Source organism: Chloracidobacterium thermophilum B, from assembly GCF_000226295.1.
Taxonomy (GTDB): domain Bacteria; phylum Acidobacteriota; class Blastocatellia; order Chloracidobacteriales; family Chloracidobacteriaceae; genus Chloracidobacterium; species Chloracidobacterium thermophilum.
Genome location: NC_016025.1, coordinates 540,361 through 552,039, shown reverse-complemented (window position 1 = coordinate 552,039; position 11,679 = coordinate 540,361). Strand labels below are relative to the sequence as shown.

General features: G+C 62.5%; 7 protein-coding genes and 1 tRNA gene. 6 read left to right on the top strand and 2 right to left on the bottom strand.

Translation table 11 applies throughout. The annotated features are described in order from the left end of the window. Positions 1-79 precede the first annotated feature (79 nt). A complete protein-coding gene (gene proC / locus CABTHER_RS13340; protein WP_014101192.1) occupies positions 80-895 on the bottom strand; it encodes a pyrroline-5-carboxylate reductase in 816 nt (271 codons plus the stop codon). A 381-nt stretch (positions 896-1,276) separates the two neighbouring features. Here proC and CABTHER_RS13335 point away from each other — a divergent pair, with 381 nt between their 5' ends. The 3 genes from CABTHER_RS13335 to CABTHER_RS13325 all read left to right on the top strand — a co-directional run bounded on the left by CABTHER_RS13335 (position 1,277) and on the right by CABTHER_RS13325 (position 6,651). Then, on the top strand, positions 1,277-2,047 hold the full coding sequence (locus CABTHER_RS13335; protein WP_187288438.1) for a class I SAM-dependent methyltransferase: 771 nt from the start codon (positions 1,277-1,279) through the stop codon (positions 2,045-2,047). 22 nt (positions 2,048-2,069) lie between these two features. After that, on the top strand, positions 2,070-4,601 hold the full coding sequence (locus CABTHER_RS13330; protein WP_014101190.1) for an ABC transporter permease: 2,532 nt from the start codon (positions 2,070-2,072) through the stop codon (positions 4,599-4,601). Positions 4,602-4,719: 118 nt separating this feature from the next. Next, positions 4,720-6,651: an APC family permease gene (locus tag CABTHER_RS13325; RefSeq protein ID WP_014101189.1), complete on the top strand. Its 1,932-nt coding sequence runs from the start codon at positions 4,720-4,722 to the stop codon at positions 6,649-6,651. A gap of 281 nt (positions 6,652-6,932) precedes the next feature. Here CABTHER_RS13325 and CABTHER_RS13320 read toward each other — a convergent pair. Next, positions 6,933-7,005 (bottom strand) — tRNA-Arg (locus CABTHER_RS13320). A gap of 135 nt (positions 7,006-7,140) precedes the next feature. Between CABTHER_RS13320 and CABTHER_RS17760 the strand changes: the two genes are divergently transcribed. From CABTHER_RS17760 to CABTHER_RS13305, 3 genes are all read left to right on the top strand, one after another. Continuing rightward, the gene (locus CABTHER_RS17760; RefSeq protein ID WP_014101188.1) at positions 7,141-9,336 is read left to right on the top strand and encodes a DNA methyltransferase; all 2,196 of its coding nucleotides are present in this window, start codon (positions 7,141-7,143) and stop codon (positions 9,334-9,336) included. Between the two features lie 120 nt (positions 9,337-9,456). Next, positions 9,457-10,428: an ABC transporter substrate-binding protein gene (locus CABTHER_RS16200; protein WP_187288437.1), complete on the top strand. Its 972-nt coding sequence runs from the start codon at positions 9,457-9,459 to the stop codon at positions 10,426-10,428. Positions 10,429-10,502: 74 nt separating this feature from the next. Further along, the gene (locus tag CABTHER_RS13305) at positions 10,503-11,417 is read left to right on the top strand and encodes a DUF3108 domain-containing protein (RefSeq protein WP_187288436.1); all 915 of its coding nucleotides are present in this window, start codon (positions 10,503-10,505) and stop codon (positions 11,415-11,417) included. The last annotated feature ends 262 nt before the right edge of the window (positions 11,418-11,679 follow it).

Sequence of the window (11,679 nt, the reverse complement as noted above, 5' to 3'; positions counted from 1 at the left end):
AATTGCGTGCTGGAATAGGTCTATGGAATGCCGCCTGCCGAAACCCGATTCATCCGCCCGCCAGCAGGTTCATTGCCTGCTAGCTGTTGACAAGTTCCCGGGCCCGCTCAGCAGCGCGCACCACAGCTTTGATGAGCGTGACGCGCAGCTTGCCCTCTTCGAGTTCAAGCAGCCCGTCCACGGTGCAGCCGGCCGGTGTCGTGACGCTGTCCCGCAGCAGCGCCGGGTGCTGTCCGGTTTCCAGCGCCAGCTTCGCTGCGCCGAGCATGGTCTGCGCCGCCAGCAGGGTCGAAATGTCACGCGGAATGCCGAGCTTGACGCCGGCTTCCGACAGGGCTTCGAGCACCACGTAGATGTAGGCCGGGCCACTTCCCGACAGACCCGTAACCGCATCCATGAGCTTTTCTTCGAGAAAGGCGGTGCGCCCGACGGCGCTGAAAATTTCCTCGGCCAACCGCTGATGCTCCGGCGTGGCGCGGCGGCCGGCGCACAGGACGGACATGCCCTCGTTGAGCAGCGCTGGCGTATTGGGCATGGCGCGGATGACAGCCGCCGGAACCGGCAGGCGTTCTTCAATGAAGGACGTACTGACCGATGCCGCCACGCTGATGAAAAGTTGTGACGCGGAAACGGCCGGGGCAATGCTTTCGAGAACGGCCGTCATGTTCTGGGGTTTGACGGCCAGAATGACAATGTCGCGCCCGGCGACGGCCGCAGCATTGTCGGTCGTGACCGGAATGCCAAGCCGCAAATCCACCCGCGCCAGGGAAGCCTGCCGGGCTACGGAGCCGATAAGATTGGTACGCTCAACATCCGCCCGGCGGACGAGTCCTGAAACCAGTGCCTCACCCAGTTTGCCGACGCCGAGGATGGCAATTTTTTTGTCGTAGAGCATAAGCTGACGCCATGTGGTTGAATGGTTTTGCCGAACTTTCGGATGTGATGTTGTAGCACACCAGACGGGGGGTGCAGCGCCGGATGGCACAGCCGGGGCGGAGGGGCATCCGCCACGTGCCTTTTCCGGTTTTGGCACGCAGATGCGCGGATGCACATCAGGCCGTACCTGAAGACGACCTCCGGGCCTGAAGACGACCTCTGGGGCTGTTGCGGGTTGATTGGAAAACTGGCCGGGCAGTCTGGTGTCGGAATCGTTCCCCGGTCTATGCTGTCCGGCAAAAGAATGTTGAACAAGTCGTTGCGACGTGACGTGCCTTCAACCGGCTGAGCCTGCGGGCCGTTGGGGAAATGCGTCCGCGACTACGGAATGGATGAGAAGATGCTGGAGACAGATGCCGCCCGGCGGCTGATCGCAGCCCACCACTGGCACCACGATTTCGAGGTGATCCCTGGTGTTCGGACGCATGGCACGTACAACCCGGAGGGACTGTGGCTGGAGCTGGAACTGCCGGAAGACCTGACCGGTATCCGCCTGGCGGACGTGGGGGCCTCGAACGGGTATTTCAGTTTCCGGGCGCATCGGCAGGGAGCCTCCGTTGTTGCGTTCGACTACCGCCACCGGGATAACTCCGGCTTTGCGCTGCTGTCCATGATTCAGGGCGTGGACATCCCACACCATCAGGTCAATGTTCTGGACGCTTCGTTGAGCGCCTATGGGCCGTTTGACATCGTGCTTATGCTGGGGCTGCTCTACCACACGGCCGACCCTTACCGCGCTCTTTCCAACGGCGCGGCGCTGGCGTCGCATCGGCTTCTGATTGAGTCCTATTGCATAGATTCCGAGTTGCCGGAAGCCCTGCGGTCTGAGCCAGTGATGCGCTTTCTCCCAGACCCTGAACGGTTCCCGGACCGGGGACAGCCGAATGCAGACGCAAGCAACTTCTGGGGATTTACTTCCGTGTGCCTGAAAATGATGGTCGAGGACGTGGGCTTTGCCGTTGATCGGTTGCGGGTCAGGGAGCAGCGGGTGCTGCTCGATGCGCACCGGGTGGGCGGCGAGGAGCGCCGCCAGCGCCTTGCCTACCGTTGCATGGACCATCATCCTCCGGCTGGTGATCCCTCCGAGCCGTCTTCCTGGACGATTTTTTAGCCCCGCCCCCGGCTACCTTGCCATGCTGTTTGCCCTGCGTATGTTCTGGCGCGAGATGCGGGCCACCTGGCGTCAGATGGTCTTTTTCCTCGTCTGCCTGGCTGTGGGGACAGGGCTGGTCATCACCCTCCGCTCGGCCATTCAGAACCTGCGCGTGGCGCTCGTCCGGCAGTCCCGTGGCTTTCTGGCGGCCGATGTGGAAGTCCGGTTGCCTTACGGGCGGCTGGCGGTGTTGCGCCCCCGTCTGGATGCCGTCCTGCTCACCTTTCCCGATGCCACTCGCACCGATGCCATCGAGCTGGCGACGGGTGTTGTGACTGACCGGGACGAAGCGACGCGCGTGCTTGTGCGCGCCGTGGATGAACGTTACCCGCTCGATGGGCAAATCCTTCTGGAAAGCGGAACGTACCACTATGACCTGCTGACCGGGCGGGGGATTATCGTGGCGGCATCCCTGCTGGACCGCCTGGACACTGCCGTGGGAAAGCCGCTGAAGATTGGCAATCAGACGTTCACCATTCGCGGCACCTTCCGCCGCGAGGATACGCCGACGGCCATCGGCGCGTCACCGCTCGTTCTGATGTCGGCGGCTGATATGAAAACGACGGGACTGTTGACACCTGACGCACGCGCCACCTATGCCGTACGGTTGCGCGTTGGCGACCGTCCCGACCGCATCGCCGACCTGGCCCGTGCCCTGCGCCAGGAACTGCCGACGAACAGCGGGGTGTCGGTCGAGACCGCCCGCGCCCGTGAAGCCCGTGTGGCTGCGCCGCTGGACGAAACCGAAAACTTTTTTGGACTGGTCGGCATTGCCGTCACGATGCTGGGCGGCGTCGGTATTGCCAGTGTCACCTACACCATCATCGGTCAGCGCATCCGCGCCATTGCTGTCCTCAAGTGTCTGGGCGCTTCCAGTTCTCTCGTGTTTGGCGTCTATACACTCCAGATGGCCATGCTGGGGCTGCTGGGCAGCGCCTGCGGCTGGGGACTGGCGGCGTTGTCCGTCCGGGGGCTGGGACCAAAGGCCGCCGGACAGTTTCCCTTTCCGGTGGTGTTCGAGCTGACCTGGTCTGCCATTGGGCAGGGCTTTGGTGTCGGACTCATCGTGGCGCTGGCCTTTTCGGTCGTCCCGCTGGCCGGTGTGCGCAATGTCAAGCCCAATCTGCTCCTCCGCAGTCGGGTCGAACCGCTGGCACTGCCGCTGCGCTGGGCGCTTCCAGTGGGACTCGTCGCTTTGGGCGGGCTGTATGGACTGTTTCTCTGGCAGGCAGGTTCATTCAGTCTGGGCAACACCGTGTTCCAGGCCATGGCCGTGACCCTGCTGGTGCTCTACGCCGTCAGTTGGGTGGTCATCCGGCTGGCAGGTCTGGGGCGGCACGTGCCCCTGTTCACCCTCCGGCAGGGACTGGCGGCACTGCGCCGGCCCGGCAACCAGGCCGCCGTGATTGTGATGACGGTCGGCGTGGGACTGTTCTTTGCCCTGACCGTGCGCCTGGTGGAGCGCAATCTGCTCTACAGCGTCAATCTGGCGGCCGCCGAAAACCTCCCGAACCTGTTGTTGTTCAACGTCCTGCCTTCCCAGACCGACCGGGTCGGGGCCGTCGTGGAACAACATCTGCAAACCCGTCCGACCTTTATTCCGCTCATCTCGGCGCGGATTACAGCCATCAACGGCCGGCGGATTGACTTCGCCGCCATCCGGGAAGCCGGACGGCGGGCAGCCGTTGACCGTGAGTTTCGCCTGACCTACCGGGCCGAACTCGATGCCGGGGAAACCGTCGTGGAAGGGAAGTGGTGGGCCCCCACGCCCTCGGACACCCTGGAGCTGTCGCTGGAGACCTTTCTGCAAAACAATCTCGGTGTGCGTGTCGGCGACCGCCTGACGCTTGACATCCAGGGGCGGGAAGTGACCGGCATCGTGAGCAGTATCCGGCGCATCGAGCCGCGCCGCAGCCAGCAGTTTTTTGCCATTGTGGCCCGGCCGGGGAAGGTTCTGGAGCAAGCGCCACAGACCTTCCTGGGAACGGTCAAAACGGATGTCCTTGACCGCTCGCCCGACGCCTACCGCAAGCTGACGGCAGCGGTCACCAGGGTGTCTCCCAACGTTCTGGTCGCGCTGACGAGTGAGTTCCTGAAAACGGTGCGCACGATTCTGGAGGGCCTTCAATCGGCACTGACCACAATTGGCAGCCTGGTTGTGTTCAGCGGCGTGGCCATGCTTATCGGGGCTGTGACCCTGACCCGCTATCAGCGGCAGTATGAAACCGCCTTGCTCAAAACCCTTGGGGCGCGTTTCGTGACGCTTATCGGGCTGACCCTCATCGAATACGGTGCGCTGGCTGTGGCGGCCGTCATCATCGGCGGCGGCGGGGCGCTGGGGGCAAGCTGGTACATCACCCGCTACGTCCTGCGCAGCGAGTGGCTTCCGTTCTGGGAAGACTGGCTCATTGGTGCCGGGGGAACGTTTCTGCTCGTCCTTCTGGTGGGGGGCGTGGCCAGTTGGGACATCCTCCGCAAAAAACCACTCGGCATCCTGCGCAGCGGAGACTAGCGCACGCCCTGGCGGCGGCTTTGTTTCGCTCAGTTTGGCCAAACTGCGAAATGCTTTAGAATGCTGCCCCGGAGCGGTCGTCAGGGCTTCAGGCACAGGCCTGACGACTGAAAAATGTATGTTACGCACCATTGTTCGGTTCAGGGCCTGGTTTCTGGAAGGCGCACGTGATCGGACGCTTTCCGCTGCCAAGGCCCGCGTCCACACCCATCCCACCAAGCCCTGGTGGCAGGTGATGTGCCTGACCGGTGTGGATTACTTCTCGACTCTGGCGTATCAGCCCTACATCGCTTTTCTGGCCGTGGGCGCGCTGGCACCCGTCGCCACGCTGTTTCTGGTGGCGCTGACCCTGTTCGGGGCGGTGCCCATGTACTGGCGTGTGGCCCGCGAAAGCCCAAACGGGCAGGGCAGCATCGCCATGCTCGAACAACTGCTGCCGGGCTGGCGGGGAAAGACCTTCGTTTTGTGTCTGCTGGGTTTTGCCGCCACGGATTTCGTCATCACCATCACGCTTTCGGCGGCCGACGCCGCCGAGCACCTGATTGAAAATCCCTTCGCGCCGCACTGGCTCGACCACCGGTTGCTGCTGACCTTTTTCCTGCTCGTCCTGCTGGGAGCCATTTTTCTCAAGGGCTTTGCCGAAGCCATTTATCTGGCTGTCGGGCTGGTCATTGCCTTCATGGGGCTGAATGTCATCGTCATCGGCCGGGGGCTGTACGAAATCATCACCCACCCGGAGGTGTTTCCCCGCTGGCAGCAGGCATTGGCGGCGGGTGCTTCCCACGGCAATGTGTGGCTGATTTTCGTGCTGTCACTGCTGGCTTTCCCCAAACTGGCACTTGGTCTGTCCGGTTTTGAAACCGGTGTGACCGTCATGCCCCTCATCAAGGGCGATCTGACCGACACGCCCGACAACCCGGCCGGGCGCATCCGCAATGCGAAAAAGCTGTTGCTGACGGCGGCGGTCATCATGTCGCTGGCGCTCATTGGCAGTTCGCTGGTGACGACCCTGCTCATCCCGCCGTCCGCGCTCGAACCGAACGGCAAGGCGGCCGGGCGCGCGCTGGCCTATCTGGCGCACGAGTTTTTCGGCGTCGGTTTTGGGACGCTCTACGACCTGACGACAGCGGCCATTCTGTGGTACGCCGGCGCTTCCGCCATGGCCGGGCTGCTGAATCTCATTCCGCGCTACCTGCCGCGCTACGGCATGGCCCCGGAGTGGGCGCGGGCGAATCGCCCACTGGTGGTGGTCATCACGGGCGTAACACTGTTCGTCACCTGGTTTTTCGACGCCAGCATTGAAGCCCAGGGCGACGCCTATGCCACCGGCGTGCTCATGCTGATGCTGTCGGCCTCGATTGCCGTCGTCATCTCGGCCCGCCGCGATGGAGGCTGGACCTACGCCGGTTTCATTGCCATTGCGTTGGTGTTTGCCTACACGACGCTCGAAAACATCCGCGAACGCCCAACGGGGCTGAAGGTCTGCCTGGCGTTCATTCTGTCGCTCATCTTTGTTTCGCTGGTGTCGCGGGCGCTGCGGGCGACAGAGTTGCGGACAAAGCGGGTCGTTCTGGATGACAAGGCCAAAAAGTTTCTGCACGAAGCCGTCCGCAACAACATGCTCCGCATTGCGGCCAACCGCCCCCAGACCGGCACCGAGCGGGAATATGCCCGCAAACGCGCTGAACTCAAGCGCGTGCACCGCATCAACCACGATGAACCGGTGCTGTTTTTCGAGGTGCAGATCGTCAATCCCTCCGAGTTCAATGATGAGGTGCTTGAAGTCCACGGGGTGGCGGTGGGGAAGCACCGTGTTCTGCGCTGTGACAGTCCGGCCGTGCCCAACGCCATTGCGGCCTTTCTGCTCCATGCCCAGAAGGAAACCGGTGTGATTCCCGACGTGTACTTTGGGTGGACGGAAGGCAGCCCGATTGGCTACGCCTTCAAGTATCTGTTTCTGGGCGAAGGCGACACGGCTCCGGTGGTTCACGAGGTGCTGCGCAAAGCGGTTGATAACCCGGAAAAACGCCCCTGTGTCCATGTTGGTTGAACTGGAGCCGACGGATTTGCCGATTGAGGGAGGCGGGGCCGCTGATACAGTGGGCGGGCTTTGCGGCAGCAGCTTGTGTATCACCGGCCTCCGGCCGGGCAGAAGGCACCGTTGCCCGACCTGCTGGATTGCCATCAGGACGGGCTGCCGCAGCGGGATGACATTCGGGATGACACATTACCGTGGTAGGCATCCGCTTGGGTGACTGGGATTGATCAGCCCTGCCGGTGGTTGCCGGGACGCCAAGCCGGTTACTTGCCTGACGGAGCCAGCCGGCAAGATGCTCGCGGCCGGAATCGAACCGGCGACCTACCGCTTAGGAGGCGGTTGCTCTATCCACTGAGCTACGCAAGCACATCTGCCGTCTGCCGGACAATCGCTACCCGGAAAGAAGCTGCGCTGTCAAGCCGCCGGAGGATGGAAATGATGTCTGGCAGGTTTTGAATGGCGCCGAATCGGGGGTTGCGGGAGTCCGCGTGAACCAAAACGATGCGTGACGCACGCCAGTTTTCTCCACAGAACAATCAGATGGACGACGCCGACGAGCCGGTTCATAACTGGTATCGCTTCGTACTGTCGTTTCCACCTCACCTGGTGCGCCACTACCTGCACCGGTTTGGCGTTTCGGAGCACCACTGTGTTCTCGACCCATTTTGCGGAACGGGGACGACCCTCGTCGAATGCAAGAAGCTCGGCATTCCCAGCGTCGGCATTGAAAGCAATCCCGTGGCCTGGTTTGCCAGCCGGACCAAGGTGGATTGGCGTCCAGACCCGGATGCGTTGTCAGTCCACGCTGAATGGGTTGCCGGCAAGACTTGGGCGGCACTTCGGGCGTCTGGCATTGCCGATGAGGCGTTTGGACTGTTTGCTGCGACGAATGGCAACCGCACTCCACCGCCTCTGGAACTCAGAGAGCTTCCACCGAAACAGATGGAGTTGCTGCTGACCAACTCCATAAGTCCGCTCCCTCTGCACAAAACCCTCGTTCTTCTCGAACATTTGCAGGCCGATACCGATAGCCGTTGGCGCCACCACGAGTTGCTGGCGCTCGCCAGGGCCCTGGTTGAGTCCATCAGCAACCTCCGTTTCGGCCCGGAGGTGGGCGTGGGAGCCGTCAAGCCGGATGCGCCGGTCGTCAGCAGTTGGTTGGAGCGGGTCAGGTGCATGGCGCAGGATTTGCGCCAGATGCGTGGACGCGACACTCCGGCCCGGGTGTATCTCGCTGATGCGCGCCAACTTTTGGATGTGCTCCAGCCACAGTCCATTGATGTTGTCTTTACGTCACCGCCCTACCCGAACGAGAAGGACTACACCCGGACGACGCGCCTGGAGTCCGTTGTACTGGGTTTCATCCGGGATCGCGCCGATCTCAAGGCCCTCAAGCGCGGGTTGATTCGCTCAAACACGCGCGGAGTGACCAGCGAGGACGATGACGATAGCTGGGTCGCCGCCTGTCCGCGCATCCAGGCCCTGGTGGAGAGCATCGAGGCACGCCGGCTGGAACTTGGCAAGACCAGCGGTTTTGAACGGCTCTACGGCCGGGTGACAAAGCTGTATTTTGGTGGAATGGTGCGCCATCTGTCCGAGTTGCGTCAGGTGCTGCGTCCTGGTGCACGCTTGGCCTATGTCGTTGGCGACCAGGCTTCGTATCTGCGCGTGCTGATCCGTACGGGACAAATCCTGGCCGAACTGGCGCAGGACTTGGGCTACGAGGTGGAAAGCATCGATCTCTTTCGCACGCGGCTGGCAACGGCAACCCGCGAACTGCTGCGTGAGGAAGTCGTTGTCCTGCACTGGCCAGGTGCGCGGAATGCCTTCGGCAGCACATCCAAGGCCCGGAGCCTGCCAAACGCGCGCAACGGAGGCGTCATGACGAAAGAATACGCCAGCATTGTGGAACATATCTTCAGGGAGAATTACAAGCCGGGGGCGACGGAATTCAGCTTTACGCGGGCTGACATCGTCAGGGCAGCTCAGGCGTCGGGGGTGGAACTGCCGAAGAATCTGGGTGATGTCATCTACAGCTTCCGCTACCGCACCCCCCTGCCGCCATCGGTATCCGGCACCGCACCGTCCGGCAAAGCATGGATGATTCAGCCGGCTGGAAGGTCACGCTATCGCTTTGTGCTGGTGAACGCTGATTTGGCGCGCATTGTGCCTAACCCGAACCTTACGGAGACGAAAATACCTGATGCCACACCGGGATTGGTCAGCCGCTATGCTTTGGACGACGAACAAGCCCTGCTGGCCAGGGTGCGTTACAACCGGCTGATAGATATGTTCACCGGTGCGGTTTGTTACTCCCTGCAGAATCACCTGCGCACGACTGTGCCAGGCATCGGACAAATCGAAACCGACGAACTGTATGTCGGTGTGGACAGGCACGGCGTGCATTACGTCTTTCCCGTTCAGGCCAAAGGCAGCCACCCAAAAGGCCGTCAGGAACAAGCCAGCCTGGTTCAGGTTGAGCAGGACGCTGCGATGTGCGCCAGAAAGTTTCCGGGCCTGCTTTGCCGGCCGATCGTGGCGCAGTTCATTCAACCCGATCTGGTTGCCTTGCTGATGTTTGGCAGGACGGACAGCGGTGAGTGGGTCCTGATGGCAGAGAAACACTACCGCCTGACGCCTGCTGACCAGGTGACACCGGAGGATTTGCAACGCTACCGCGAGCCGCTTGAAAACTGAAGGAACCGGACTGTGCCGTTTTGCCGGGTTGATGCCCGTGAACATGCGCTACGTTGGGAAGCCAGGCTTTGAATGCTAAGCTCTACGCCGCGAATGCCGTTTGAAACCTGCCGGGGAAGTGTGGCTGCTCGTCATTGCATCATCAGGATCATCGGGTGTGCCGGACTGGCGCTGGTCCTGACCGTCCTGCCAGGGTGTCTGCCCTTCGCGCCGTCGGCTTCGGGGGAACGGGCCTCTGAAGGGAAGGCGTCGCCAACCCGTACCGTGACGGACAGCAGCGGCCGCCAGCTCGTGCTGCCGGCCAAACCGCAGCGCATCGTGTCGCAGACGGTGGCAACCGATGAAATCCTGCTCGCGCTGGTCGCACCGGAACGCCTTGTGGCCCTGAGTCATCTGGCCGACGATGCGCGCTACAGCTACTGCGCCGACCGCGCCCAAACCGTCGCGGGGCGGTGTGGCGGGAGCGCCGAGGCCATTCTTCAGTTGCGGCCTGATCTTATCTTTGTCGCCAGCTACAGCCGGGCGGAACTCGTGGAACTGCTGAGCGCTGGCGGGGCCCCGGTCTATCGGTTGACCAGGTTCGGCGGTCTGGCTGACATCCGAGCCAACATCCGTGCCATTGGCGAAGCGGTTGGGGAAACGGCGGCGGCCGAAGCCCTCGTGGCCGGGATGGACCGCCGCTTTGCGGCCCTTGGCGAACGGGCGCGGCAGCGTGGACGGCCGCTGCGGATGCTGTCCTTTGGCGGGTCACACTTCACCGCCGGCGCGGAGACAACCTTCGATGACCTGGTACGCGCCGTTGGAGGCGTCAACGTTGCCGCCGAACAGGGCATCGTCGGTTTTCGCCAGATCAGTTCCGAGCAGCTTCTGGCGTGGCGGCCCGATGTCATTGTGGTGAGCGCCGAGTCGGGCAAGGAAGATGCGGTTCGCCGGCAGTGGCTGGAAGACCCGGCCGTGGCGGCGGCCGTCGGCCGGGACCCCAACCGTCTGGTGGTGGTGGAAAGCCGCGCGCTGACGACCGTCTCCCAGCATCTTGCCGACGCCGCCGAGCATCTCGAAGCCCGGCTTTTCCCATCTGCGGAACGCCCCTGACAACTGTCCTGAAACCTGGCCGCACCATGAGATTCCCACTGAAACTTCTCCTCTGTTGCCTGTGGATGCTTCTCTTGGCCGCTCTCTCCGGCCTTTCTGTGACGGTTGCCCGGGGACAGACGCCCACTGCGCCTGTCAGCGATACCACGCCGGCAGGCACGCCGACCGTTGCGCCGCCCTTTCCCATCCAGCCGCCATTTCCGTTTGCCGTAGGCGAGAAGCTGACGTATGAGTTCAGTCTTTCGCGCTTCCCGCTGTCCGGCAAACTGGGGGAGTTGGTGCTGTCTGTGGTTTCACTCGATCAAGCCCAGCCTGCAAGAGCCGCACTTGTGGCCCAGCTCAAGCCGGAAATTGGGCCGTGTCCACTGCCGTCAGCGGGAATTGCCTTCCACGCCCAGGCCCGGACGCGCGGATTTCTTCCGGCGCTGCTGCGGTTGGACGTGCGGAATGAATACCTTTCCGTAGTCGAGTCCACTGATCTGGGGCTGCTTTATAACCAGCGCACACTGCGCGAGCGCGAGCGCCAGCGCCTCCAGATGACCTGCCAGGCCCGCACGGACGGAAAGCGCGTGGTACTGGAACAGAACGGCGAAGGGGCGGTCAACACCCGGACGCTTCCGGCCCGGGGCTGGACGACCGACCTGCAAACCTTCTGGTACGTCCTGCGTACGCATCCGCTCACACCCGGCGCGGTCATCCCGATGGTGTTGACAGAAGATGACCGCATCTATGACCTGCCGGTGGTGGTGACGCCAGAGGTGGCACGTATCCAGACCAGTGCCGGAACCTTTCGCGCCCGCAAGCTGGAACTCAAGGCTTACGAGTCCGGCTTTACCCGTTACAAGGGAAGCTTTCTGCTCTGGGTATCAGAAGATGCCGCGCGTCTGCCGGTGCGGGTACAGTTCAAGGCGCGGGGCGTGACGGTGACAGGCGAGTTGGTAGGCTATACGCTGCTCCGCCCGGAGCTGCGTCCCGAACGGCGGCGCTAGTTCCGGTGGCGCTGCCAAAATCCGGCCGGAGAAACCGAAAATCTGAATGCCTGTCCGAATTTTCGGTCAGGGAAGCCCGGTCTCCACGTGGCTTCCGACGCCGACCGACAGGCCCGCCTGCCCGCCGTACTGTCTGGGATACGTGTGTTTGCTTACCTTTTGCGGCGTTTGGTCGGCTGGGTTATCGGGGGGCGCGTTTTGGTACTCGATTTGCCTGCTTATAAGGTATAAGTGAGTTGTCCCTGCAAAACGTATCGCTTGG

Coding starts and splice junctions, on each gene's coding strand:
- CABTHER_RS13330 (WP_014101190.1), top strand. CDS start 2,070: ATGCTGTTTGCCCTGCGTATGTTCTGGCGCGAGATGCGGGCCACCTGG.
- CABTHER_RS13325 (WP_014101189.1), top strand. CDS start 4,720: ATGTTACGCACCATTGTTCGGTTCAGGGCCTGGTTTCTGGAAGGCGCA.
- CABTHER_RS17760 (WP_014101188.1), top strand. CDS start 7,141: ATGCGTGACGCACGCCAGTTTTCTCCACAGAACAATCAGATGGACGAC.
- proC (WP_014101192.1), bottom strand. CDS start 895: ATGCTCTACGACAAAAAAATTGCCATCCTCGGCGTCGGCAAACTGGGT.
- CABTHER_RS13335 (WP_187288438.1), top strand. CDS start 1,277: ATGCTGGAGACAGATGCCGCCCGGCGGCTGATCGCAGCCCACCACTGG.